Origin of the sequence: Amycolatopsis sp. BJA-103 (assembly GCF_002849735.1) — a bacterium.
In the GTDB taxonomy this organism is placed as follows: Bacteria; Actinomycetota; Actinomycetes; order Mycobacteriales; family Pseudonocardiaceae; genus Amycolatopsis.
In genome coordinates, this window is record NZ_CP017780.1 from 7,500,813 (window position 1) to 7,524,313 (window position 23,501).

The window sequence follows — 23,501 nt, forward strand, 5'->3', positions numbered from 1 at the left end:
GAGTTGGCCACCCCTTGCGACGAAAGTGGGTGTCGCGGATCACGCCGGGATGGCCGAGAACCAAGTCCGGTCGTCGGCGCACCAGCGTTCGAAAGCCAGCCCGGCCCCGGCCAGGGCGGCGTGCAGCGCCGACAGACCCAGCCGTCGGCAGGTGAACGGCTGGTTCCACCAGTGCTCCCCGGCCGAGTACCGGACGACAGCCGAGAGCAGGTCGCCGTCGCGGACGATCTCGTCGAGCCGGACATCGACCTCCCCGAGGCGCCCGCCCCTGCCGTCCCGGACCGAGTCGAACCACTCCGGCGGATGCCATTCGACCAGCACTCGCCCGCCGGGTGCGACATGCGCGCGAGCGGTGGTCAAGAAGGCCTCGCGGTCGGCGTCCGCGGCGGTGTTGACCAGATGACTGCCCAGCAGGACCACGTCGAAGACCCGGCCGAGCCGCAGATCCTCGATCTTCGAGCACATCGACTCGGTGCGGACGTGGGCGAGCATCTCCGGCGAGTCGTCCACCGCGACCACCGGATGCCCCAGTTCCAGTAGTGCGTGCGTGACCCGCCCGACGCCGCTGCCGAGCTCCAGGATCGAGGCGCCCTCCGGGACCGCCGCGTGCACGATCCCGGGCTCGTCGCCGGGCGGCAACAGCCGGTACACCTCGACAGGACAGCCATCGGCCGTGAACGCCCCCTGATCCATACCCGCCAGCGTGCCGGAAACTGGCTCCGTGAGGACAAAACCGACCAAGGACGAACTGGCCGCCGCGTACGGCAAGACCATCGACGACGTCATCGCGCCGGGCCTGGACGTGCTGTTCTGCGGGATCAACCCCGGCCTCTACTCCGGCGCGCTCGGCCTGCACTTCGCCAGGCCCGGGAACCGGTTCTGGCCCGCGCTGCATCGCGGCGGTTTCACCCCGCGCCTGTTCGACCCCGGCGAGCAGGACGAGCTGCTCGAACTCGGCCTCGGCATCACGAACGTCGTCGCGCGGACGACGGCGCGAGCCGACGAGCTGACGAAGGACGAATTCCTCGAAGGCGGACGGCTCCTCACCGCGAGGGTCGCCGAATACCGGCCACGCTGGCTCGCCGTGGTCGGGATCACGGCCTTCCGGACCGCCTTCGGCCTGCCGAAGGCGAAGGTCGGCCCGCAGGAGAGCGGGATCGGGGGCACCAACGTCTGGGTTCTGCCGAATCCGAGCGGGCTGAACGCGCATTGGACACCCGCGGCGCTCGGGGACGAGTTCGGCCGGCTCCGCGCCGAAGTCCACTCTGAGTAGTGAACGCGCCAAGTTCTCCCGCCGGCGCGCTCATTCGAGCCAGAGATCCACAACCAGCAGATACGCAGAGTTTGCTGCGACGATGCGATACATCTATGAGGGGGATACCGCGTCACGTCCGCCGACCTACTGACTCGTAATAGTTACGAGGTGTTATTTCCGTCCGGTCCCGCAGGGGGGACCGGTTGACGAGGGTGACCACGCCGGGGGGCCGTGGGCGCCGAATGGACGTCATGTCCTCTCGTCCGGGGATGACGGGCAGGAAAACGGAGGGGTCCGTGACGCGAAGCATCGAGCCGAACCGAACGCAGGCCGGGAGGCCTGGCGGACTGCCACCAGGCGGACGAGGCCTCGGCGTGGCCGCCGTCGATCCGATCCCGATCTTCTGCGAGGGCCTGAGTTCGCTGGTCCACCGCACGCCGGGGCTGCAGTGGCTCGGGCACGCGAACAGCCATCACGCCGCGCTCCAGTTGTGCGAGCAGCTCAAACCGGACGTGATCGTGCTGGATTCGGCGCTCGACCCGAACTGCCACCTGTCCCGGCTGCTCAGCAACGGCGATCCGGCGCTGGTCATCATCACGCTGGTCAGGGACACCAACCGCACGCAGCAGTACCTCGCCGCGGCCATCGCGGCCGGGGTGCACGCGATCGTGCCGCGGGCGACCGACGGGCGGCATCTGACCGAGGCGATCCGGCGCGCGCACAGTGACCGCCGCTACATCGACCCGACGCTGGCCGCGTTGACGGCGCGACCGAAGCGCCAGCCCGTCCTCCCGAAACCGGGCGACGCGCCCAAACCCGCGACCGCGCGCGGCCTGATGCCGCTGTCCCGCCGCGAGTACCAGGTCCTTCAGTTGGTCGCCGAGGGGCTGGAGAACTCCGGGATCGCAAAAATCCTGTTCCTGTCCGTGGAAACCGTGCGGACGCACGTCAAGAGCATCCTGCGCAAGCTTTCCGCCCGCGACCGGACACACGCGGTCACCATCGCCTTCCGGTCCGGCATCCTGGTCACGCATCCGGATGACGCGCACAATCCGGCGGACGCCACGCCCGCCCCTTCGATCGCGCCGTCACCCCGCTGAGACCCCCTGTATTGCTGATTTACACATCACAACAGTGGCCATTCACTTGCCGCCGGTTACCCACAGGTAATATCCTGAAGTTACCGGCGAGTAGGGGACGTGTGCCCGGCCGGGGAGCCGAACACATTGGAGTGACGAAATGGGCCACTACAAGAGCAACGTCCGAGACCTGGAGTTCAACCTCTTCGAGGTCCTCGGCGTACAGGACCGCCTCGGCAAGGGCGTCCTCGCGGAATCCGACGAGGAGACCGCGCGCGGCGTGCTGACCGAGCTGAACAAGCTCGCTTCCGGTCCCCTCGCCGACTCGTACGCCGACGCGGACCGCAACCCGCCGGTGTACGACCCGAAGACCTTCTCGGTGAAGATCCCCGAGTCGTTCAAGAAGAGCTACCAGGCGCTGATGGACGGCGAATGGTGGCGGCTCGGCCTGCCGAACGAACTGGGCGGCTTCGGCCTGCCCCCGACCGTGCAGTGGGCCGCGGCCGAGCTGATCCTCGGCGCCAACGCGCCGCTGTTCATGTACATGGCGGGCCCGAGCTTCGCCGGGATCGTCGACAAGAACGGCACCGAAGAGCAGAAGCACTGGGCGCAGATCATGATCGATCGCGGCTGGGGCGCGACGATGGTGCTCACCGAGCCCGACGCCGGTTCCGACGTCGGCGCGGGCCGCGCCAAGGCCGTCAAGCAGGAGGACGGCTCCTGGCACATCGACGGCGTGAAGCGGTTCATCACCTCGGCCGAGAACGACATGGTCGAGAACATCATGCACCTGGTGCTGGCCCGTCCCGAGGGCCCCGGCATCGAGACCAAGGCCGGCACCAAGGGCCTGTCGCTGTTCCTCGTGCCGAAGTTCCACTTCGACGGCAAGACCGGTGAGCTGGGCGAGCGCAACGGCGCCTTCGTCACCAACGTCGAGCACAAGATGGGCATCAAGGCCTCGACCACCTGCGAGCTGACCTTCGGCCAGCACGGCACCCCCGCCAAGGGCTGGCTGCTCGGCGAGGTGCACGACGGCATCGCGCAGATGTTCCAGGTCATCGAGTACGCCCGCATGATGGTCGGCACGAAGGCCATCGCGACGCTGTCGACCGGTTACCTCAACGCGCTCGAGTACGCCAAGGAGCGCGTCCAGGGCGCCGACCTGCCGAACATGCTGAACAAGACGGCGCCGCGCGTCACGATCACCCACCACCCGGACGTCCGCCGCTCGCTGATGCTGCAGAAGGCGTACGCCGAGGGCCTGCGTTCGGTGTACCTCTACACCGCGACGTTCCAGGACCAGGTGTGGACCGGCGAGGGCGACGAGGCCTCCCAGAAGATCGCGCACGGCGTCAACGACCTGCTGCTGCCGATCGTCAAGGGCGTCGGCTCGGAGCGCGCGACCGAGCAGCTCGTGCAGTCGCTGCAGACCCTCGGCGGGTCGGGCTTCCTGCAGGACTACCCGATCGAGCAGTACATCCGCGACGCGAAGATCGACTCGCTGTACGAAGGCACCACGGCCATCCAGTCGCTGGACTTCTTCTTCCGCAAGATCGTCCGCGACAAGGGCGCTTCGCTGGCCTACCTCGCCGGGGAGATCACGAAGACCATCGAGTCGGAGATCGGCAACGGGCGGCTCAAGAACGAGCGCGGTCTGCTCAAGCAGGCGCTCGAAGACACCCAGGGCATGCTCGGCTCGCTGATCGGCTACCTGACCACGTCGCAGGAAGACCCGCAGAACATCAACAAGGTCGGCCAGCACACGGTCCGCCTGCTGATGTCGGTCGGCGATCTGCTCATCGGCTGGCGGCTCATCAGGCACGCCGAGGTCGCCATCGGCAAGCTCGACGCGGGTGCGTCGGCGAAGGACACCCCGTTCTACGAGGGCAAGATCGCCGTGGCGTCGTTCTTCGCGAAGAGCGTGCTGCCGGAGCTGACGTCGCGCCGGGCGATCGTCGAGGCCGCGGACAACAGCCTCATGGACATCTCCGAGGCCGCTTTCTAAACGATTTCGTGAGAAAGGCCCTCTCCCGGCGCGGGAGGGGGCCTTTCTGGTTTCGAGGGGGTTTCCCGGGGGAATTTCCGTGCTGAGTCCGCCCCTCGGCGGAGACCTCGGCAAAGGAGTCGCAATGACAGTCACCGGCATCATCACGGCGATCGTGGTCGGTTTGATCCTCGGGGTGCTCGGTAGGTTCTTCGCCCCCGGCAAGCAGTCGATCCCGATCTGGCTGACGATCGTGGTGGGTATCGCCGCCGCCTTCATCGGCACCTGGATCGCCCGCGGTCTCGGCTACGCGGACACCAACGGCTTCGACTGGCTCGAACTCATCACCCAGATCGTCGTCGCCGGCATCGGAGTCACCCTGGCGGCGAATCTCTACGGACGCCGGGGTGTCACCCGGTAAGGGGTCTTGAGGCGCGACAAGGCCATTTTGGTGTCACGGTGGGCCCAACTCGATTCTCCAGCGAAGGAGGAACCATGTTGGGTGGCCTTTGGGGCATCATCACCACGATCGTGGTGGGCCTGATCCTCGGCGTCATCGGCCGGATGCTGGCGTCCGGCGATCAGAAGATCCCGATGTGGCTGACGATCGTGGTCGGCATCATCGCCGCTTTCATCGGCAACTGGCTGGCAGGCGTGTTCGGCGTCCGCGACACCGCGGGCATCGACTGGATCCGGCACGCCTTCCAGGTCGGCGCGGCCGTCGTCGGCGTCATCGCCGCGGCCGCCATCTACGCGAAGGTCAAGGGCGGCGGGCACCGCGCCATGACCTGACCAGGGCTACGGTCGGCCCCTGTGACCACTCGACTCGAACTCAGTGGCCAGGGGCTGACCTCCCTGTCCGGCATCCCCCTCCCGGCATCGCTCGAATACCTGGACCTGTACGACAACCGGTTGACGTCGGTTCCCGACGAGCTCTGGTCGCTTTCCGGGCTCCGGGTGCTGAATCTGGCCACCAACCGGCTGACCTCCGTCCCGCCGTCGATCGGCGCCCTGCGGCAGTTGCACACGCTGGACCTGGGCCACAACGAACTCACCGCCCTGCCGGACGAGCTCGGCGAGCTTTCCGGGCTGACGGAATACCTTTACGTGAGCGACAACCGGCTGACCGAGTTCCCCGTCGCGCTGTGCTCGCTCGGTCGGCTGAAATACCTGGGGTGCACGGACAATCGGATCGCGACGCTGCCGGACGATCTGTCCGGCCTGGCCTCACTGCGCGAACTTCGCTTGTACGGCAACGGATTGACCGCGTTGCCGGAGTCGCTGGGGACGCTTTCCTCGTTGCGCGAACTGCATTTGCGGAAGAACCGGCTGACGTCGTTGCCGGACTCCCTCGGCGAGCTGAGCGAATTGCGCCAGCTGGACCTGCGCGAGAACCGGCTCACCACGCTGCCGGATTCGATCGCCCGGCTGTCCAAATTGGACAAACTGGATCTGCGGTGGAACAAGGAACTCCGGGAGCCGTCGTGGCTCGCGGACTTCGAGGCCCTCGGCTGCATGGTGCTGAGGTGAGGCTCAGGTGCAGAGGATCGTGATCCGCGGCGAGTAGGTCGCGTTGCGGGTCTCCCGGCGGACCTCCGTGCCGGTGACGACGTCGACGAGCACGCGGGTGTCCGAGGTGCTGAAACCGGCGGCGCCGGGATCCGGCACACACCCGGGGCCCGAGCCGACCTGCACCGGCTGGGGGACGTAGGAGTGCCGTTCGCCGCCGACGCTCTGGACCGAAAAGCGCTTCGTGCCCCAGATCCGCACGGTCACCGAACCGTTGGCGGGGATCACCTGGATCGCGATCCCGGTCGGGGCGTCGTTGACGATCTGCATCTCGACCGGTGAACCGTCGTTGTTGATCGCCTTGACGTCGCGCGCGACCGGATAGCGGTCCAGGTAGTTGTCGTGCTCCAGATGCCCGCCGTCGGCGAGCCCCGCCAGGTACGCGGCGTTGTAGAGCGTCGTCGCCAGCTGCGAGACGCCGCCGCCGACCACGACCGGACCGGTGCCGTCCTCGTTCGCCGGGGCGGGGACATAACCCGCGGCCGCCGTCCTCGGCCCGGACCGCGCGCCGAGGCTGAACGTCTCGTTCGGCTTCACGATGGTGCCGGAGACGCGGGTGGCCAGCGTCTGCGTGTTCGTCATCGACGGCCCGCTCAGACCCGACGTGGTGAACTCGCCGATGACCTCGTTGATGCCGAGGACGTTCGCCGCGTCGGTGCTGACGGCCGGACTGCTGGCGTCGTAGACCGCTTTCAGCTCTCGCTCGTCGCTCTTCCCGAGCACCGTGGTCAGCGCGGTGAACGTGAGGTCCCAGTTGACCTTCCGCGCGTCCTTCGACGGCTGGACGGCGGGCCTGTCGCCGACGAAGACGATCTGCGCGTCCGCCCCGTCGGTCTCGGTCTCCTTGAGCTGCGGCTGCGCCGCGGCCCGCAGTTTGCCCTGGTCGATGCGGACTTCGAGGTTGCCGTCGTCGCGGGCGGCGAACTGGAAGGAGCCCGCGATCGTGTCCGGTTTCAGCGTCGCGTCCTTGCCCTCGCCGCGGATGACCAGCGGTTTCGCCACCGCCGGGACGACGATCTTGGCCAGCGCCGCGTGCACCCCCGGCGAATTCGCCTTCACCGGCGCGACGGTCACCTTCAGCTCGACACCGCCGTCGCTCAGCCAGCCGTCGGTGACCGCGGTGACCGCGGCCTTGGGGTCGGCGAGCGTCTGCCCGGACCGCGGTTCGACCGCGACCGGGAGGACACCGCCGTCGCTGCCCGCGACGGGCTGGAAGGCGATGTTCCCCTCGACCGGCGGACGATTCAGCTTCGCGGCGGCGAGGTCCGTGACGGCTCTTTCGAGCTTCGGCGCGTCGGTCCAGGTGACGACGCCGACCTCACGGCTGGTGAAGAACGACATCACCCGCGTGTACGGGCTCAACGGCTGATGACCGGCTCGGCCCAGCGTCTGAGGCCAGTCGAGCCCGAGGCCGGAAGACGTGGGGTACAGCACCGTGCGGACGTCTCCCGCGCGGATCCGCACCGGCTCGATCAGCTTCGGCTCCAGCTCGCGGCGAAGCTTCGACTCGGCGTCCTTGTGCGTGAGGCCGCCGACGTCGATCCCCGCGACGGTGACCCCGCGCGGAACGTCCCCGGCGCTGACGATCAGGTCCACCGCGTACGCGAGCACGAACAGGCCCATGAGCAGCCCGGCGGTCATGAAGGCCTTGCCGAGGCCCTTGCGGAACTTCGAGGCGGGCGTCGGCGGCGGGTGCACCACCCTGTCGCCCTCGAAAAGCTCGTCTACCAGGTCTTCGTCGGTCTCCGGGGAAGGAAGGAGCTCGTCGGTGAACAGGTCGGTGCCCGGTTCGTCGTGATCATCGCGCGCCAACTCTCACCACCCCTCCCGCGACCGGAGCTACAGGTAAAGCCCCGTGCCGTGTTCGGACCGTTCGGTCGCCACGGCGTGGATGTCCCGCTCCCGCATCACCAGGTGCCCCTCGCCCTGGATCTCGACCTCGTGCTGGTCGTCCGGGTTGAACAGCACGCGGTCGCCGGTCTTGACGTTCCGCACACTGTTGCCCACGCCCAGTACATCACCCCACGAGAGCCGCCGCGCGACCTGCGCCGTGGCGGGGATGACGATCCCGCCGGAGCTCCGGCGCTCGCCGTCCTCGGGGGACAGCTTCACGAGCACCCTGTCCTGCAGCATTTGAATCTCGAGTTTCGGCCCGTCTGACACGAGTACGACTCTACTTTCCCGGATCCCCCGCCATGACCAGGCTCAGCACGCTTTCTCCACCCTTTTCGAACCGGACGGGTACTCCCCAGTCCTGCCGGGTGATGCGGCAGGCGGGGTGCTCGCCTCCGTCGTCACAGCTCGCGGCCTGCGCGACGACCTGCAGAACGCCTTCGGTGACTCCGTCGGCGAAGCGGAGCTTGCGGAACAGGTCCGTGCCCACCCCCGCGCCGTCGGCCAGCAGTTCCGGCGGCGACGCGCTGATCTCCAGGCGCGTCGACGGGCCGTAGCGGTCGTCGAGCTTCTCGCCGGGAGGCGGGGTGAAGACGACGGAGAACTCCAGCTCACCCGGTGCCAGCACGGACGGCGGACGGCGGACGGCGTGCGCGTCCCCGGACACGGCCTGCTCGCCGAGCGGCACCGGCCCGATCCGGCCGCCCGCCGACTCGACGACCAGCAGTTCGCCGTCGTGCACCAGCAGGCCCTGTGGCTCCGCGAGACCGGTCGCGAGCGTGGTCACCCGGCGGGTGAGCGGGTCGTAGCGGCGGATGGCGCCGTTGTAGGTGTCGGCGATCGCGATGGTGTCGCCGGGCAGCACGGCGAGGCCGAGCGGATGCTGCAGGAGCGCCTGGTCCGCGGGCCCGTCGACGTGGCCGAAGGAGAACAGGTCGACGCCGACCGCGGTGTGCACGGTGAACGTCTCGCCCTCGGGCTGGATCCAACGCAGCGCCGACGTCTCGGCGTCCGCGATCCACAGCCTTCGCCCGTCGGGCGTGAGACCGGACGTCTGCGCGAAGAACGCTTCGTGGACGTCGCCATCTCGCAGGCCCTCGACGGTCGTACCGGCGAAGCGGCGGATGCTGCCCGAGACCGGCTCGAACACGCTCAGCGTGTGGTTGCCCGCCATGGCGACCACGACGCCGCCCGCGGGTCCCCACCAGGCGACGTCCCACGGGCTGGTGAGGTCGATGTCGAGCGCCTTGCCGGTGTCGACGCCGTCGCGCCATTGGCGGCCGGTGCCGGCGACCGTGCTGACCTCGCCGGTGATCAGGTCGATTCCGCGCAGCCGGTGGCCGGCCGTGTCGGCGACGACGGCGTGGTAGCCCGCGCGCTCGGCGACCTCGTACGGCAGCAGCGTGATCCCGGACGGCTCGGTGAAGGTCGCCAGGTCGAAGGGGCCGTCCTGCGCGCCGCGGGCCCCGCTGCCGAAGCGGCGGATGATCGTCTCGCCGTCGGAGGCGAACTCGACGATGGAGTGATTGCCGGTGTCGGCGACCAGGATCCGGCCTTCGGCGGTGGTGACGGCCTTGCTCGGGAAGCGCAGTTCGGTGTGCTGCTCCTCGGCCGGGACGTACGGGCTGCCGCCGCGGCGCAGCGTGCCCTTGGCCTCGTGGGTCGCGACGAGGTCGCCGATCACCCGGCGCAGCGCCTCGGCGTGTCCTTCACCGGCGGCGACGTGCACGACGTAGCCCTCGGGGTCGACGACGACCAGCGTCGGCCAGGCCTTGACCGCGTACTGCGACCAGGTGGTCATCTGCGGATCGTTGAGCACCGGATGGTGCACCTCGTAGCGCCGCACCGCCGCCTCGATCGCGGCCGCCTCGCCCTCGTGCAGGAACTTGGGCGAATGCACGCCGATGGTCACCAGGACGTCGGCGAACTCGGCCTCCAGCGGGCGCAGCTCGTCCAGCACGTGCAGGCAGTTGACGCACCCGCTGGTCCAGAAGTCCAGCAGGACGACGCGGCCGCGCAACCCGGCGAGCGTGATCCGCGCACCACCGGTGTTGAGCCAGACGTCGCCGGCGAGCTCGGGCGCCCGCACGCGGGACTGCGTTCGTGGAGAAGTCACGACATGAGTGAACTACACGCGGAGCCGCTCTGTTCCGAGGTCCAGGCGTTGAGAGGGCGAGCTCACCCCAGGGGAGGAGCCTCATGTGGGTGATGAGGGGCCGGGGCTTTCTCCCAGATCGACACGTGCCCGGTGCTCTCGGCGGTGAGTTCCGAGCGGTCCCAGCCCGCCCAGCGGTGCTTGAGGCGCATCCCGGCGATGCGCGCCATCAAGTCCATCTCGGCGGGCCAGGCGTACCGGAAGGGGATGCGGCGGAATCGCCCGGTCCCGTCCGGTGACACGGTGACGTGGTTCGACGTGAACTGCTGCGTCACCACGTCGTACTGGTCGAACCCGACGTAGCTGCCGGGTTTCATCGCGAACGGGACGGTGTCCTGCCCCGGTGGCAGGCGGCGCAGGTCCGGCAGGCCCACCTCGACGACGAACAACCCGCCCGGCCGCAGATGCGCGGCCGCGTTGCGGAAGACGTCGACCTGGCCGTCCTGGGTGGTCACGTTGGAGATCGTGTTGAAGACCAGATAGACCACCGAGAACTCGCCGGCCACCCGCGTCTTCGTCATGTCGCCGATCGTGACCCCGACCGCGTCGCCGCCCGGTTTGGCCGCGATCCGCGCCGCCATCGCCCGGCTCAGCTCGATGCCGCTCACCGGCACGCCACGCGCGGCCAGCGGCGCCGCGATCCGCCCGGTCCCGACGGCGAATTCGAGCACCGGTCCGTCGGCGAGATCTTCGAGGACGTCCACTATGGCCGCCACCGCTTCGGGCGCGTTCACACCGCCCGGGTCGTCGTAGTCCGTGGCCACACTCTCGGGAAACCAGCCGTCCGCCGGGTCGTCTTCCAAGCTCACGATCACCGACGCTAGCGCGCGACAGCGCCCACTTCATCCCGTTTTCGCCGCCGTGTTCGAGTGGCATTAAAAGAGAAGGCGCCCCCGCGCCGGGCGACTTAGGCTCGAACACATGTCCACTGTTGAGCCCGCCTTCACCCTGAAGGAGGCACATGACCTCCAGGCGAGCTTGGCCGAACCCGTGCGTCCCGGGTTGAGCGAGGCCGAGCTCGACGACGTCGAAGCACGCTTCGGCTTCCGGTTCGCCGCCGATCACCGGACCTTCCTCACCGCCGGGGTGCCGATCGGCGACCGCTGGCCGGACTGGCGCTGCGGCAACCCCGAACAGCTGCGGAAACGGCTGGATTGGCCGGTCGACGGGGTGCTCTACGACATCGAGCACAACGGCTTCTGGTTACCGGACTGGGGCATGCGGCCGATCGACCTGTCCGACGCACTCGATCAAGCCCGTGCGCAGATGGCGCGTGTTCCGCAGCTGGTTCCCGTCTGCGGCCATCGCTATCTGCCGGGGATCGCCGGGAGCACGGGATATCCGGTGCTGTCGGTGTATCAGACCGACATCGTTTACTACGGCTATGACCTGCGGGGATACCTGCGGCACGACTTCTGCGACCAGCCGTTGGGCCCGCCGCCGGAAGGCGGGCCGCGCCAGGTCGAGTTCTGGTCGCGATTCGTCGACTAGACGCCGCGTGGGGTGAAGCCCTCAGGTGGCGAGCCCTCGAGGAACAGCATCCGCAACTGGGCCTTGCCCTCCCTGATCCGCCGGGCGCGCCGGTACTCGGGAGAGTCGTACCACTGGCGGGCCCGGTCCATGTCGGGGAACTCGATGACCATGAGGCGCTGCGAGTCCCAGGTGCCTTCCACCGGTTCCGGCGTGGGACCGGCGACCAGGTAGCGGCCACCGTGATCGAGGATCGATCGCTGGGCCACCGGGGCGTAAGCCCAGCCCGCCTCCTCGTCGACCACTCCGACATCCACCACGACGTATGCGGGCATTCACGACCTCCGGACACAGTGTGTAGTAATGACACACTGTATCCTCGCCGGGTGAGTGAGAGCGATGACGTGCCCCCGCGCCGCCGGGAGCGGCAGCGCGCGGAGACCAGCCGCGAGATCACGGAGATCGCGCGGCGGCAGATGGCCGACGCGGGGCCGGGAGCGATCACGCTGCGCGGCATCGCCCGTGAGATGGGCATGACCGCTCGCGCCATCTACAGCTACTTCCCCACCAAGGACGACTTGATCACGGCGCTGATCAGCGGAATCGGCGCGTCGCTGGCCGAGGCGCTGGAAACCGCCACCGACGCCGTGCCCGAGACCGACCCCGGCGGCAGGCTGGTGGCCTGGGGCCGGGGGCTGCGGGAATGGGCGCTGGCGCACCCCGAGGACTTCCGGCTGTTCTACGGGCGTCCCATCCCCGGTTACCGGCCGCCCGATGCGGGCCCGGTGGACCGGACGGACCATCGCGTGTGCCACCGGCTGACCTCGCTGGTGGCCACCTTGTGGCAAGACGACTGGCCGGGAGAGGGCGCCTGGTCGGAACTGAACCCCGAGTACGTCGCGAAGATCCGGGAAGACCTCCCGGACGTGTCTCCGGCCGCGGCCGCGCTCGCGCTGCGCGTGTGGGGCCGGATGCACGGCTTGGTGGCCCTGGAGATCGACGGTCATGTCCGGTCCGTCGCGCGCGACCCGGCCGCGCTGCATCACGCCGAGATGCTCGACCTGGTCAGCTCGCTGCGGCGGTGAGGGTCAGGATTCGGCGGTGGCCTTCAGCCGGGCCAGCGTCGCGGCGATGTTCGCGCGGTTGGCGTCGTCCCGCTTCCAGACCCCGGTGAACAGCGACGTCGGTCCGCGAAGCCAGCCCGGCCGCCGGTCCCACGTGCTCTCCACGGCCACGCAGCCGTCGCCCGAAGCCTCGATGTCGTACTGCCAGCGCGCCACGGGAAGCCCGGCGAAAGTGGTCACCTCGAAGGCGAACCGCTTGCCCTCTTCGGCGTCGGTGATCGTCGAGAGGGTGCTCCAGCGGCGGACCCCGCGACGGTTGCGGCCGCGGAACTTCGCACCGACGGCGACGGTCTTCGCGTCGCCGACCCAGCGATGCCCCTCGTACTCCTCGGACATGCCCGCGAGCGCGCCCGGGTCGCTGACCAGGGCGTACACCTTCTCGGGCGTAGCGGTGATGGCGATCTTGCCGGTGGCGCTGGGCTGGGTCATGACATACCTCCGTACTGAGGGTATGTGAAATACCCTCAGTTGTCGCGCCGGAGCATGCGGCTGATACCGGCCGCGACCGTCGTCGCCAGCACCCAGCCCGAGGCGGTGAACCCGGCCGCGACCCAGTTGTCCATGCCGTGCATGTACCAGCGCGACTTGTTCCCGAAGTCGACGATCGGGACCAGCAGGTCGATCGTGTAGAGCACCGGATTCCACTGCAGCCCGGTGTCGTCCTGGTTGACCAGGCACCGCGGCCCGCTCACCGTGAGCTTGGGATTGGTGATGCAGTCGTCGACGCCGAGCCCGAAATACAGGCTGCCCAGCACGAGCAGCGTCAACAGCCAGCCGAGCGCGCGCACCGGGCGGAAGCCATAACCGACCATCGACCGTTGCAGCCAGCTCCACACGTGCACGCCGGGACCGAAGAACTTGAAGCCCTTCGCGAGCGCCACGTACCGGAACTGCTGTTTCTTCAGCAGCACCGTGGAGGCGTGCTCTTCGTTACCGGACGCGCGCAGCGTCGCCGCCAGCTGGTCGTAGGGGCCCGGGCGGTAACCGTCCATCGCCTTGCGCAGCAACACGATCCGATGGTCGATCGCCCGGTCGTCGTCGAGCGCGATGTCCTCCTGCAGCGCGTCGTACCGGAAATCCTCCAGCTCGATCCCCGCCGTAGACGCCCAGAACGCCTCGTTGTCGCCCAGGGTCCCGCAATGCGCGCGCCGAAGAACGATCCGGCCGTCCGGTGGAGTGGCGGGCGTGAGCAGGAACTCGTCGGCCGAGACGTCGCTGCCGTCGAGCGCGATCCCGTGCTGCGGCAGGGATCCGAGCCGCGCGCCGCGGAAGTCGACGCGCCGCGCGACCTGGGCGCCGTCGAGATTGACCCCGCCCTGCGCGACGAACGGGCGCTCCTTGTTCTCGGTGAGGACGAGGTCGCGGCCGATCCGCGCGGTGCGGACGTCCAGCGAGTAACTGGTGTTGGTCCGCGCTCCGGGCTCGGTCAGACTGGTACCGAAGAGGTTCACGCTGCCGCCGACCTCGGCGCCCTGCAACCGCAGGGTTCCCTGCACGGTCGCGTCGGTGAGCTGGAAGTTCCCCGCGATCTTCGCGCGGCGCGCGGAGAAGACGTCGCGTCGAGGGTGCAGGAACATCGAGTTCCAGGCGAGTACGTTGCCGCCGACGGTGATGTCGGCCATGCGCAACTGCCCCGACGGGACACGCAGGCTCGTCGCCTCGATGTCGCCGCCGATCGTCGTCCCGTCGAGGTGGATCGCGCGGTCGTAGTAGGGAATGCTGCGCCCGCGCACGACCTGGACCTCGGCGCCGGCGAGCCGGAGCGAACCACCGATCCGCGCGTTGACCATCCGCAACGTCCCGGTCGCCTGCAGCCCGTCGCTCAGTTCGAGGTTTCCGTTGACCGTCAAGCGATCCGCGACCAGCGCAGGCCGCGGATCGATGTACGGATCGTTCGACTTCCAGGCGTCCACCACGATCGGACCGGCCTGGTTCACCGAGAGCTTGGCCTCCCGCATGATGATGTCACTGTCCACAGTGGCGCTCGGCAGGAACATGATCCCACTGGCGGAGAAGCGTTTCCGCTGCGAGGCGGGCCCGTAGTTGTCCACCTCGCACAGCAGGCTGCCGCCGATGTGGATCCCGTTCCCGTTGAGCGCGAAGCCGTCCCGGTTGTTCAGCGTCGCGCCGGAGAAGTTGACGTTACCGCCCGCCCGCATACCCGGGATGCGGACTTCCCCGTTGGCCACCAACCGATACGCGAGCAGCGCGCCGACGATGTTGACCCGGTCGGCCTGGATCGCCTTGCCGCGCGGATGGGAGATCACCGTGCGCGTCAGCACGACCGAGCCCTCGATGACGGCGTCGGTGAGGTTGACCGCCGCGTTCGGCATCCCGCGCTCGCGATCGTCGCCACGCTGGACCGTGGTCTCCTCGATCTCGTGCTCGCCGTCGACGTGCACGACGCTGCGGATCAGGCGGACGTCGTTGCGGGTGCGGAGGTTGCGCGCCTTGAGCCCGGGCAGCCAGCACTTGCGGAACACGAGCCCGAGCAGATGCGCCTCGCGGACGTCCGGCGGATGCTCGAACCGGCACCGCTCGAACCGGAACAGGTACTTGATGTCGGCCGCACGCAGATCGAGCGTCCCGGTGATGTAGGCGTCCTCGACCTGCACGATCGGCGCGTTGGTCGCCTGACGGCGCCACCGGAGCAGACCGGTCGAACCCGGCTTCATCAGCTCGGAGGCCGGGACCTCGTAACGCTTGTCGGGATTCGGGTCGAACGGGTCGAGCGGCGGCAGGGCCGCGTCGCCGTTCGGCTCGCCCTCCCCCGGATCGCGCGGCCCGTTGTTACGCCGAAAGCCCGGCATCGTCTCGCTTCCCTCCCCCGTCGTTCCCCGGCTACCAGCGAAGCCGATCACACAGGGGATTCGCAAGGGGCCCAGGGCAGTAGACCGGAACCTGCCATGGGACTACGACGGCAGAACGACCGCCGGGGTTCCGAATCGCGCGAAAGGGCTGTTCAGGACAAAGTAGACCGGACCGGAATCTTTCGACGGTGATCTTTCCCGAAGGGGCTGATCGGCGGTTTACCTGCTGCTATCGTCACCGGTTGGAGTCAAAAGTGAACTACGGGTAGGTCGCACCCCATCGCGGCCCGTGCGGGGAGGCACGACATGACAGGACCGGGAAGCGGCCCTCAGCGGGTCAACGACCAGAACAACGGGCCAGGGCAGCAGGCACCGCCGCCCCCTAACTACGGCGAACTAGGCAGTGGTCAGGCGAAGGCCGACTTCGCGTCGGCCTCGGCGAACGGTGGCTGGGAGTTCGATCCGGTCGCCATGGACGCCGTGATCAAGTCCCTCGAGGACTGCGTCGACACTGACTTCCGCCGAGCACAGGACGAAGCCAGCTGGCTGACACAGATCAAACCGGCCGGCGATGAGGTCGGTAGCCACGGCTACACGACTGCCGCCAACGCATCGGGCGCCGCTTACCAAGCGTTTCTCGAGGGTGCCCGGGACTACACCACGTCCTATCTCGGAACCTTGAAGCAGATCCGGACCGCTTATCAAGCACAGGACCAGGCGGCGATCGACGCGCTCCGCCAGATTGGAAAAGTCGACTGATGCGACCCACAGCTGCTTTCATGACCATCGCAGCGCTGGCCTCGGTTGCCTTGCTCGGTGGCTGCAGCGATCAGAAGACCGGCACCCCCACGCCGACGAGCGCACCCTCCTCTACGGGACTCCCCACTGACGGAGCCCCGGCTGTGACCGACCCGATCGCCAACACCGCAGCAGCCGAGGCAGACCCGTGCAGCACGATCTCCAACCCGGAGATCGAGTCCATCGGCGGCAAGGTCAAGCGCTCCGAACTGGAACAGTTGACCATGGGTAACGCCTGCGCCTGGGTCTTCCAAGAATCGCCGAACACCGTCAGCGCCGGCCTCGTCACTGGGAACAAAGACGGTCTGAGCGCCCTGTATGCACAGCACGCCACTGGCGGCCTCACCACTTTCAAACCGGTCGATCCGGTCAACGGATACCCAGCGGTCATCTACGCCAACGGCGGCGAAGGCAAGGGAAACTGCACACTCGCCATCGGTGTTCGTAATGACCTCGTCTACAACGTCATTCCGCGCCTGAGCAGTGGTCACCCTTCCTTCTCGGACCCGTGTGGGATGGCGGTCAAGGTCGCGGAGGCGGCGATCAAGAATCTCAAGGGGGCGTAGGCGATGACCTACAGCGGCTGGGAGATCTTCACCAAGCTCAACGCCTTCCCGGGCACGACAGAGACCCTGGACAAGGCACAGGTCGCATCGCACAAGCTGATGGACGTCCATCACAACATGAGCACGGCGATGGAGACCAGCCAGACGGCGCTGAGTTCCTTCTGGAAGGGCAAGGCCGCCGACAGCGGAGCAGCGGGACTGGCCCCGCTCATCGCGACCTCCAAGATCGCGGGCGAGAACATGGACCGCGCCCGTCAGTCGATGTTCGACCAGAACGCTTCCTTCCACTACACGCGCGGCAACGTCCGCCCGGTGGAGAAGGAACGCGCCGGGGACAGCGGCCCCGAGGACATCGTGTCCATCGGCGCGAGCGACGACGAGATCGCGGCCGCGAAGTTCGACGCGGACACCAAGCACAACGTCGAGGTCTACGAGCCGTACTACCAGAGCACCCAGCCCCGGCAGCTGTCGCTCGCACCGGCCTATCCGGCCGCGCACGATCCGAACGTCTCCGCCGGGCCGATCACGCCGGATCCGGTGGATCCCGGGCAGACCAAGGTCAGCGGCTTCAGTGGCGGGGACTCGGGTGGCCACTCGGGACGGCACGGTGGCCCCGGCGGCGGGTACACCGGCGGACCGAGTTCGTACAGCGCGCCTCCGGGGGCCGAGGGGTATCAGGCACCGAGGCCGCCTCAGATCCCACAGCCGCCGAGGTTGCCGCAGATGCCGCAGCCGCGTCCGACGCCGATGCCGTCTCTGCGACCGAACGACCAGACCGACCTGTCCAGGACAGGCCGCGGGCCGCAGATGCGTCCGGGCGAGCACCGCCCGCCGAACCTCGGGCCCGGCAGCGGAGGCCCTGGAGGCGGCGGCGGTGGATTCGGCCCGGGCTCGGGCGGGTTCAGCGGCGGATTCGGGCCCGGTGGCGGGTTCGGACCGGGCGGGTCGACGGGCGGGCCGGGGAGCATGGGGCCCGGGCGCGGGGTCGGCGCGGGCATGCCCGGCGAAGGCGCGATGCGCGGATCGGCCGGGACACCGGCGGGAGGCGCTGCGGCGGGACGTCCCGGCGCGCCCGGGATGGGTGGCGGCATGGGTGGAGCGGGTAAAGGTGGCAAGGGCGGCGAGGACGAGGAGCATCAGCGCAAGATCACGCTGCAGGAAGAGGACGGAGACTCCCTCTTCGGCGGTTACGACGGTGACAAGCCGGTTCCGCCGGTGATCGGCGCATAACGTGCTCCGGAAACCCGTCGAGCTGACGCTCCAGACCTACGAGACCCTGCTGGACCAGAACAATCTCGGCGACATCCACCCGACGCTCGTCCGCGGTGCGCAGTGGTACCTGCCCGAGGAACGCCGAGCGCTGGCCGCGACCGCACAGTCCGAATTGGACAGACAAGGACTGCTCACGCGCGGCCGGATCGACGCCGAGTTCCTCGACACGCTGCGTTTCCTGCAGCGGCCGGCGGTCGAGTACTACTCGTGGGTGAAGTCCGAGGGGCGTGAACGGACCGTTCGCGCCGCGGGCAGTGGCCGGGAGGCACTCACCGTCGTCCTGGTCGACAAGGTCGTCTACCTGAAGCCGACCCGGCCGGACACGCTCGCGCAGGACTTCACCGGCCTGCTTCCCGAGGCTCCCGCGGCACGCACGCCGTCCTTGAACTGTTCGGAGGCCGATCTGCAAGTCCTGATGAAGGGCGAAATGCTGACCGGCGGCGGTCCGAGCATCCGCGATGCCAAGAAGATCCTCCAGTGGATCCGGTCGCCGCACACCTTCTTCGGAAGGCTGTACGTCGCCATCCGTGACGGTGGCGGCAACCGGAAACGCGTCGAGAAACCACCGGGCTGGATGGACACCGAGCAGGGCCGCGTCGTGTTCGGCCCGGACACCAAAGGCTGGGTGAGCCTCATGGGTGCCGGGCCGCACGAAATCGCCGCGAAGGTGGTCCAGCTGGAATCGCAGCTCCGGGGGCGCTAGTCCTGGTGGTTCGGGTTGAGGACCCGCGAGAGGAACGTCTTCGTGCGTTCCTCCTGCGGGTCCCCGATGACCTGGTCCGGCGCGCCCTGTTCGACGACGACGCCGCCGTCCATGAACAGCACGATGTCGGCCACCTCGCGGGCGAACTGCATCTCGTGCGTGACGACGAGCATCGTCATGCCCTCCTGCGCGAGCTGCCGCATGACCGCGAGGACGTCACCGACCAGTTCGGGGTCCAGCGCCGACGTCGGTTCGTCGAACAGCATGACGTCGGGGTCCATCGACAGCGCCCTGGCGATCGCGACGCGCTGCTGCTGCCCGCCGGAAAGCTGCGTCGGCAGCGAAGACTCCTTCTCCGCCAGTCCGACCTTCGCGAGGTTGTCCCGCGCGATGCGCTCCGACTCTTCCTTGCCACGCTTCAAAACCTTGCGCTGCGCGACAGTGAGGTTTTCGAGCACGCTCAGGTGAGAGAACAGGTTGAACGACTGGAAGACCATGCCGATCTTCGTGCGGGCGCCGTCGATGTCGACGTCCGGATCGGTGATCTCGCTGCCGTTGACCACGATCTTGCCCTGCTGCGGTTCCTCGAGGAGGTTGACGCAGCGCAACAACGTCGACTTGCCCGAACCGGACGGGCCGATGATGCAGACGACCTGGCCCCGCTCGACCCGCAGGTCGATGCCCTTGAGTACCTCGAGTTCGCCGAACGCCTTGTGCAGTCCCGAAACTTCGACGATCGTCTGGGTGCTCATACCGTTCCTCCGCCGGGCACTCCGGCTCCGTATTTCTTCTCTAGCCGCTGCTGCAGGATCGACAGCGGAATGGTGATGACCAGATAACACAGACCGGCGACGACGATCGGCGTCAGGCCTTTGGCCTCCAGCAGCGCTTGACGGCTGAACTGCGCGAGTTCCTGCTGCGCCGGCGTGGTGCCGAGCAGGAACGCCAGCGAAGAGTCCTTCGTCAGCATGATCAGCTCGTTGGCCAGCGGCGGCAGGATGATCCGGAACGCCTGCGGGATCACGACGGTGATCATCGTGCGCGCGGGCGACATGCCGAGCGAACGCGCCGCTTCGACCTGTCCGCGCGGAACCGCCTGGATCCCGGCGCGAATGGTCTCCGCCATGTAGGCCGAGGACACGATGCCCAGCGCCAGCATGATCGCGACGTTGCGCGGCAGCTGGGTGTTGAACGCCGTGGGCACACCGATGCCGACGGCGAGGAAGATCAGCAGCGCGGGCAGGCCGCGGAAGAACTCGATGTACCCGCGCGCGAACCAGCGGTACGGGCCGACCGAGGAAAGTCTCATCAGGGCGAGCAGGAGGCCCAGCCCCAGACCGAGCGCGAAACCGAGCGCGGTGAAGATGATGGTGTTCTTCAGCGCGACCGTGATCACGTCGGGGAACTGCTTGGCGGCGACGTCGAGATCGAAGAACGCCTTGCCGATCTTGCTCCAGTCGGCCAGCAGCGCGAGCACGATGACGATCACCAGCAGCAGGACGTATTGCCCGGTCCGGAACGCCGAACGTCGCTGGCGGCGGCTCAAAGCCATTTCTCTCCTCAAACAGGTGGCGACAAACCTGTGGCCGGTGCACTGGGCACCGGCCACCGGGACGGATTATCAGCTGGCGGTCGGGCCGCCCGGCTGCCAGGTCGGCGCCTTGCCGAACCACTTCTGGTAGATCTGCGCGTACGAGCCGTCCGCCGCGGACGCCTTGAGGACCTCGTTGATCTGGCCGAGCAGGGCGGTGCTGCCCTTCTTCACGCCGATGCCGTAGAACTCGTTCGTCTTGAACTCGGTGACGACCGTCGTGTCCGGGTTCGTCTTCGCGAAGTCGTAGAGCACGCCGTTGTCGTTGACGCCCGCGTCGACGGTGCCGTTCTTCACGGCCTGCTCCAGCAGCGCGAGGTCGTCGAAGGTGACGATCTCGGCGCCCTTGGCCTCGGTCTTGGCGTAGTCGGCGCCGGTGGTGGCCGACTGGACGCCGATCTTCTTGCCCGCGACGTTGGACAGGTCCTTGATCGGCGAACCGGTCTTGACCAGCAGCGCCTGGGTCGCCTCGAAGTACGCGTCGGAGAAGTCGAACTTCTCCTTGCGCTTGTCGGTGATCGTCATGCCCGCGGCGGCGACGTCGCACTGTCCGCTGTTCATCGCTTCGCCGGACTCGATGTTCTCGAACGCGATGTCGACGATGCTCTGCTCGACACCGAGCTTCTTGCCGACCAGGTCGACCAGGTCGACGTCGAAGCCCACGATCTTGTCGCCCTGCTTGACCTGGAACGGCTGGTAGGGCAGGTGGGTGCAGGTGGTGATCTTGCCGGAAGCGACGAGCTGGACGCCGCCGGCCGCGGTTCCGCCTTCCTCGCCGCACGCGGACAGCGCGCCCGCGGTTAGGGCGAGCGCCGGGATCAGGGCGAGCGCTTTGAATCGGGCCACGTCGTCACTCCTTGTAGTTCCCATGTGTCGAGAGCACGCATATTGCCACTCATCCGGCGGCAATCACAGCACTACGACGTTACAGCGCCGTTTCGGCCGTCACTCGTCCCGAGGACGGGATCGAGCCGACCTCGGTCCCGATGGGTCACGACAGGGGCTCAACCGGCCCGGCAGGTGAAACACGGTGGGGCGCCGAAGCGCCCCACCGCCGCCTTACTACTTGTTCCAATAATCGAACTTGTAGCCGTTGTAGCAGATACCCGCACAATTGGGGTCGACAGGAAAGTACTGGAGCGGCCCGACGTTGTAATAGCGGGCGAAGTCGCTCCGCTCACGGACACAGCTATTGTAGTTGTGGCCGCACCAACGACTCTTGACATCCGCTACGCCGACACTGGTCGACGGCGCCGCGGCACCGTCCTGAGCAGCCGCAGCGACACCCGGAACAGCCAACGCCGCCACTGCGGCACCGGCCACGACGAACGCCTTCACAAGATTCTTCACAATTCCCCTTGAAAATTGCATTCAAAATTTAGAGCCTGCTTATCCAGCAGGTAATGCGCGAGTTATCGAGTTTTACACATGGCGAAACGCCAAACAGAATCCAACCTTCCCCAGTCAGGTTTGAATACGCCCGCCGAGGCTAGCATCAGGCTGATCATTCCAACAAGCCAACCCGGACATCTCGCGCCGGACGGGGTCCATGGGTCACGATGGCCTCCATGAACAACAACTCGGCGCCGCGCCTTCCACCGGCAGGCCGCCGTCCTCGTGCGACGACGTCGGCGAGGCGGGCGGCGAAGCCTGGAGCGCAGTTCGACGGATATCTCTCGCCGATACGGCCGCACGCGGGCGCGTACGACGAGATGTTCACCGCCGACGGCACGGTCCGCCAGCCGTACCGGGCGCTGTACGAATCGATTTCCGCGCTGACCTCCACGGATCTCTCGTCCCGCTCAGCGGCGATCGACCGGGCCATGGTGGATCAGGGCATCACGTTCTCGCTGTCCGGCCAGGAACGGCCGTTCCCGCTCGACCTGGTGCCGCGGGTGATCACATCCACCGAATGGAGCAAACTCGAACGCGGTGTGGCGCAACGGGTCCGCGCGCTCGAAGCGTTTCTCGCCGACATCTACGGCGACCGGCAGATCCTGCGCGAAGGCGTGCTGCCGCGACGGCTGATCACGTCGTGTGAGCATTTCCAGCGTGAGGCGTTCGGGATCAACCCGCCCAACGGCGTCCGCATCCACGTGTCCGGCGTGGACCTGGTGCGCGACGAGGAGGGCACGTTCCGGGTGCTGGAGGACAACCTCCGCAACCCCTCCGGGGTGTCGTACGTGATGGAGAACCGCCGCACGATGGCGCGAGTGTTCCCGGATCTGTTCGCGCAGCACCGGGTCCGCCCCGTCGGCGACTACGCCTCGCATCTGCTCCGTGCGCTGCGGGCGGCGGCCGCGGCGAACGTCGCCGATCCGATGGTCGTCGTGCTCACGCCCGGTGTGCACAACTCCGCCTACTTCGAGCATTCGCTGCTGGCCCGGCTGATGGGGGTCGAGCTGGTCGAAGGCCGCGACATGTTCTGCCGTGACAACGTCGTCTACCTGCGCACCACCGAGGGCGAACAGCAGGTCGACGTCATCTACCGGCGGATCGACGACGAATTCCTCGACCCGGTGCACTACCGGCCGGATTCGGTGCTCGGCGTCGCCGGGATCCTCAACGCGGCCCGCGCGGGCAACGTGGTGGTCGCGAACGCGGTCGGCAACGGCGTCGGGGACGACAAACTCGTCTACACCTACGTGCCCGAGATGGTGAAGTACTACCTCAACGAGAAGCCGCTGCTGCCCAATGTGGACACCTTCCGGTGCTGGCTGCCGGACGAGTTCGACTACGTCATGCAGCATATGGAAGAACTGGTGGTCAAGCCGGTCGAAGGCTCCGGCGGGTACGGCATCGTGTTCGGTCCCGAGGCGACGCCTGCCGAGCTGGCCGCGCTGAAGCGGAAGGTCCGGGCGCACAAACGCGGCTGGATCGCCCAGCCGGTCGTCCAGCTGTCCACCGTTCCGTCCAAAGTGGACGAACGACTGGCGCCCCGGCACGTCGACCTGCGGCCGTTCGCGGTCAACGACGGCAAGGACATCTTCGTCCTGCCCGGCGGGCTGACCAGGGTCGCGCTCCCCGAAGGCAGCCTGGTGGTCAACTCGTCACAGGGCGGCGGCTCCAAGGACACCTGGGTACTGGCGCCGCGGTCCTCCACGGCGGAGCGGGAGCTGGATCAGCCCGCGCTCGGCGCACTGTCCCAAGTGGACGGTCTGGTCGCCGAACAGGGACCGGAGCTGACCACCACCCAGCAACAGCAGCAGCAACAGGCCTAAAGGGAGGTTGA

The 23,501-nt window shown here is 67.9% G+C and carries 25 protein-coding genes; 13 read left to right on the top strand and 12 right to left on the bottom strand.

Annotated elements, in window-relative coordinates; all coding sequences use genetic code 11:
- Positions 1-39: 39 nt before the first annotated feature.
- A complete protein-coding gene (locus BKN51_RS33525) occupies positions 40-693 on the bottom strand; it encodes a class I SAM-dependent methyltransferase (protein ID WP_101611421.1) in 654 nt (217 codons plus the stop codon).
- A 28-nt stretch (positions 694-721) separates the two neighbouring features.
- Between BKN51_RS33525 and mug the strand changes: the two genes are divergently transcribed.
- The 6 genes from mug to BKN51_RS33555 all read left to right on the top strand — a co-directional run bounded on the left by mug (position 722) and on the right by BKN51_RS33555 (position 5,848).
- Positions 722-1,273: a G/U mismatch-specific DNA glycosylase gene (gene mug / locus BKN51_RS33530; protein WP_101611422.1), complete on the top strand. Its 552-nt coding sequence runs from the start codon at positions 722-724 to the stop codon at positions 1,271-1,273.
- 278 nt (positions 1,274-1,551) lie between these two features.
- Positions 1,552-2,355 carry a response regulator transcription factor gene (locus BKN51_RS33535; RefSeq protein WP_233223044.1) on the top strand — a complete coding sequence of 268 codons (804 nt, stop codon included), beginning with the start codon at positions 1,552-1,554 and terminating at the stop codon, positions 2,353-2,355.
- Positions 2,356-2,494: 139 nt separating this feature from the next.
- Positions 2,495-4,339 carry an acyl-CoA dehydrogenase gene (locus BKN51_RS33540; RefSeq protein WP_101611424.1) on the top strand — a complete coding sequence of 615 codons (1,845 nt, stop codon included), beginning with the start codon at positions 2,495-2,497 and terminating at the stop codon, positions 4,337-4,339.
- Between the two features lie 124 nt (positions 4,340-4,463).
- Positions 4,464-4,739, top strand: a complete 276-nt coding sequence (locus BKN51_RS33545) for a GlsB/YeaQ/YmgE family stress response membrane protein (protein ID WP_101611425.1) — start codon at positions 4,464-4,466, stop codon at positions 4,737-4,739.
- A gap of 74 nt (positions 4,740-4,813) precedes the next feature.
- A complete protein-coding gene (locus BKN51_RS33550; protein ID WP_101611426.1) occupies positions 4,814-5,110 on the top strand; it encodes a GlsB/YeaQ/YmgE family stress response membrane protein in 297 nt (98 codons plus the stop codon).
- Between the two features lie 21 nt (positions 5,111-5,131).
- Entirely contained in the window at positions 5,132-5,848 is a 717-nt protein-coding gene (locus BKN51_RS33555; protein WP_101611427.1) for a leucine-rich repeat domain-containing protein, read from the top strand.
- 3 nt (positions 5,849-5,851) lie between these two features.
- Here the strand turns inward: BKN51_RS33555 and BKN51_RS33560 are convergent, their stop codons facing one another.
- The 4 genes from BKN51_RS33560 to BKN51_RS33575 form a co-directional block, all read right to left on the bottom strand.
- Complete coding sequence (locus BKN51_RS33560) at positions 5,852-7,699, bottom strand: VanW family protein (RefSeq protein WP_101611428.1); 1,848 nt, start codon at positions 7,697-7,699, stop codon at positions 5,852-5,854.
- 27 nt (positions 7,700-7,726) lie between these two features.
- A complete protein-coding gene (locus BKN51_RS33565; RefSeq protein WP_101611429.1) occupies positions 7,727-8,020 on the bottom strand; it encodes a GroES family chaperonin in 294 nt (97 codons plus the stop codon).
- Between the two features lie 40 nt (positions 8,021-8,060).
- The gene (locus BKN51_RS33570; protein WP_101611430.1) at positions 8,061-9,869 is read right to left on the bottom strand and encodes an NHL domain-containing thioredoxin family protein; all 1,809 of its coding nucleotides are present in this window, start codon (positions 9,867-9,869) and stop codon (positions 8,061-8,063) included.
- An 89-nt stretch (positions 9,870-9,958) separates the two neighbouring features.
- The gene (locus BKN51_RS33575; RefSeq protein ID WP_101613610.1) at positions 9,959-10,744 is read right to left on the bottom strand and encodes a class I SAM-dependent DNA methyltransferase; all 786 of its coding nucleotides are present in this window, start codon (positions 10,742-10,744) and stop codon (positions 9,959-9,961) included.
- 112 nt (positions 10,745-10,856) lie between these two features.
- Between BKN51_RS33575 and BKN51_RS33580 the strand changes: the two genes are divergently transcribed.
- Positions 10,857-11,426 (top strand): hypothetical protein, encoded by a 570-nt coding sequence (locus BKN51_RS33580; protein WP_101611431.1) that lies wholly within the window; start codon positions 10,857-10,859, stop codon positions 11,424-11,426.
- On the opposite strand, the gene BKN51_RS33585 is transcribed toward BKN51_RS33580, so the two are convergent.
- Positions 11,423-11,740 carry a DUF1330 domain-containing protein gene (locus BKN51_RS33585; RefSeq protein WP_101611432.1) on the bottom strand — a complete coding sequence of 106 codons (318 nt, stop codon included), beginning with the start codon at positions 11,738-11,740 and terminating at the stop codon, positions 11,423-11,425. The two genes, BKN51_RS33580 and BKN51_RS33585, sit on opposite strands and share 4 nt — an antisense overlap.
- Before the next feature lie 51 nt (positions 11,741-11,791).
- Between BKN51_RS33585 and BKN51_RS33590 the strand changes: the two genes are divergently transcribed.
- The gene (locus BKN51_RS33590) at positions 11,792-12,490 is read left to right on the top strand and encodes a TetR/AcrR family transcriptional regulator (RefSeq protein WP_233223045.1); all 699 of its coding nucleotides are present in this window, start codon (positions 11,792-11,794) and stop codon (positions 12,488-12,490) included.
- A 3-nt stretch (positions 12,491-12,493) separates the two neighbouring features.
- Here BKN51_RS33590 and BKN51_RS33595 read toward each other — a convergent pair whose 3' ends face one another.
- Positions 12,494-12,958 carry an SRPBCC family protein gene (locus BKN51_RS33595; protein WP_101611433.1) on the bottom strand — a complete coding sequence of 155 codons (465 nt, stop codon included), beginning with the start codon at positions 12,956-12,958 and terminating at the stop codon, positions 12,494-12,496.
- A gap of 35 nt (positions 12,959-12,993) precedes the next feature.
- Positions 12,994-15,339, bottom strand: coding sequence for an oxidoreductase (locus tag BKN51_RS33600; RefSeq protein WP_101611434.1), 2,346 nt, complete (start codon positions 15,337-15,339; stop codon positions 12,994-12,996).
- 306 nt (positions 15,340-15,645) lie between these two features.
- Here BKN51_RS33600 and BKN51_RS33605 point away from each other — a divergent pair, with 306 nt between their 5' ends.
- From BKN51_RS33605 to BKN51_RS33620, 4 genes are read left to right on the top strand one after another with little or no spacing between them, the layout of a single operon-like run.
- Positions 15,646-16,098 carry a hypothetical protein gene (locus BKN51_RS33605; RefSeq protein WP_101611435.1) on the top strand — a complete coding sequence of 151 codons (453 nt, stop codon included), beginning with the start codon at positions 15,646-15,648 and terminating at the stop codon, positions 16,096-16,098.
- Between the two features lie 20 nt (positions 16,099-16,118).
- Entirely contained in the window at positions 16,119-16,703 is a 585-nt protein-coding gene (locus BKN51_RS33610; RefSeq protein ID WP_101611436.1) for a DUF3558 domain-containing protein, read from the top strand.
- Positions 16,704-16,706: 3 nt separating this feature from the next.
- Positions 16,707-17,933, top strand: coding sequence for a hypothetical protein (locus tag BKN51_RS33615; RefSeq protein ID WP_101611437.1), 1,227 nt, complete (start codon positions 16,707-16,709; stop codon positions 17,931-17,933).
- A gap of 1 nt (position 17,934) precedes the next feature.
- Positions 17,935-18,678 (top strand): ESX secretion-associated protein EspG, encoded by a 744-nt coding sequence (locus BKN51_RS33620; RefSeq protein WP_101611438.1) that lies wholly within the window; start codon positions 17,935-17,937, stop codon positions 18,676-18,678.
- On the opposite strand, the gene BKN51_RS33625 is transcribed toward BKN51_RS33620, so the two are convergent.
- The 4 genes from BKN51_RS33625 to BKN51_RS43365 all read right to left on the bottom strand — a co-directional run bounded on the left by BKN51_RS33625 (position 18,675) and on the right by BKN51_RS43365 (position 21,619).
- Positions 18,675-19,430 carry an amino acid ABC transporter ATP-binding protein gene (locus BKN51_RS33625; protein ID WP_101611439.1) on the bottom strand — a complete coding sequence of 252 codons (756 nt, stop codon included), beginning with the start codon at positions 19,428-19,430 and terminating at the stop codon, positions 18,675-18,677. The genes BKN51_RS33620 and BKN51_RS33625 overlap by 4 nt on opposite strands.
- Positions 19,427-20,230, bottom strand: a complete 804-nt coding sequence (locus BKN51_RS33630; RefSeq protein WP_101611440.1) for an amino acid ABC transporter permease — start codon at positions 20,228-20,230, stop codon at positions 19,427-19,429. Before BKN51_RS33630 ends, BKN51_RS33625 begins: the two co-directional genes overlap by 4 nt.
- 69 nt (positions 20,231-20,299) lie before the next feature.
- Positions 20,300-21,115: a transporter substrate-binding domain-containing protein gene (locus BKN51_RS33635; RefSeq protein ID WP_101611441.1), complete on the bottom strand. Its 816-nt coding sequence runs from the start codon at positions 21,113-21,115 to the stop codon at positions 20,300-20,302.
- 216 nt (positions 21,116-21,331) lie between these two features.
- Positions 21,332-21,619 carry a hypothetical protein gene (locus BKN51_RS43365; protein ID WP_146044298.1) on the bottom strand — a complete coding sequence of 96 codons (288 nt, stop codon included), beginning with the start codon at positions 21,617-21,619 and terminating at the stop codon, positions 21,332-21,334.
- Between the two features lie 209 nt (positions 21,620-21,828).
- On the opposite strand from BKN51_RS43365, the gene BKN51_RS33640 reads away from it, so the two are divergent.
- A complete protein-coding gene (locus tag BKN51_RS33640) occupies positions 21,829-23,490 on the top strand; it encodes a circularly permuted type 2 ATP-grasp protein (protein ID WP_168214448.1) in 1,662 nt (553 codons plus the stop codon).
- The last annotated feature ends 11 nt before the right edge of the window (positions 23,491-23,501 follow it).

Coding starts and splice junctions, on each gene's coding strand:
- BKN51_RS33525 (WP_101611421.1), bottom strand. CDS start 693: ATGGATCAGGGGGCGTTCACGGCCGATGGCTGTCCTGTCGAGGTGTAC.
- BKN51_RS33540 (WP_101611424.1), top strand. CDS start 2,495: ATGGGCCACTACAAGAGCAACGTCCGAGACCTGGAGTTCAACCTCTTC.
- BKN51_RS33545 (WP_101611425.1), top strand. CDS start 4,464: ATGACAGTCACCGGCATCATCACGGCGATCGTGGTCGGTTTGATCCTC.
- BKN51_RS33550 (WP_101611426.1), top strand. CDS start 4,814: ATGTTGGGTGGCCTTTGGGGCATCATCACCACGATCGTGGTGGGCCTG.
- BKN51_RS33565 (WP_101611429.1), bottom strand. CDS start 8,020: ATGCTGCAGGACAGGGTGCTCGTGAAGCTGTCCCCCGAGGACGGCGAG.
- BKN51_RS33580 (WP_101611431.1), top strand. CDS start 10,857: ATGTCCACTGTTGAGCCCGCCTTCACCCTGAAGGAGGCACATGACCTC.
- BKN51_RS33585 (WP_101611432.1), bottom strand. CDS start 11,740: ATGCCCGCATACGTCGTGGTGGATGTCGGAGTGGTCGACGAGGAGGCG.
- BKN51_RS33595 (WP_101611433.1), bottom strand. CDS start 12,958: ATGACCCAGCCCAGCGCCACCGGCAAGATCGCCATCACCGCTACGCCC.
- BKN51_RS33600 (WP_101611434.1), bottom strand. CDS start 15,339: ATGCCGGGCTTTCGGCGTAACAACGGGCCGCGCGATCCGGGGGAGGGC.
- BKN51_RS33605 (WP_101611435.1), top strand. CDS start 15,646: ATGACAGGACCGGGAAGCGGCCCTCAGCGGGTCAACGACCAGAACAAC.
- BKN51_RS33610 (WP_101611436.1), top strand. CDS start 16,119: ATGACCATCGCAGCGCTGGCCTCGGTTGCCTTGCTCGGTGGCTGCAGC.
- BKN51_RS33615 (WP_101611437.1), top strand. CDS start 16,707: ATGACCTACAGCGGCTGGGAGATCTTCACCAAGCTCAACGCCTTCCCG.
- BKN51_RS33625 (WP_101611439.1), bottom strand. CDS start 19,430: ATGAGCACCCAGACGATCGTCGAAGTTTCGGGACTGCACAAGGCGTTC.
- BKN51_RS33630 (WP_101611440.1), bottom strand. CDS start 20,230: ATGGCTTTGAGCCGCCGCCAGCGACGTTCGGCGTTCCGGACCGGGCAA.
- BKN51_RS33640 (WP_168214448.1), top strand. CDS start 21,829: ATGGCCTCCATGAACAACAACTCGGCGCCGCGCCTTCCACCGGCAGGC.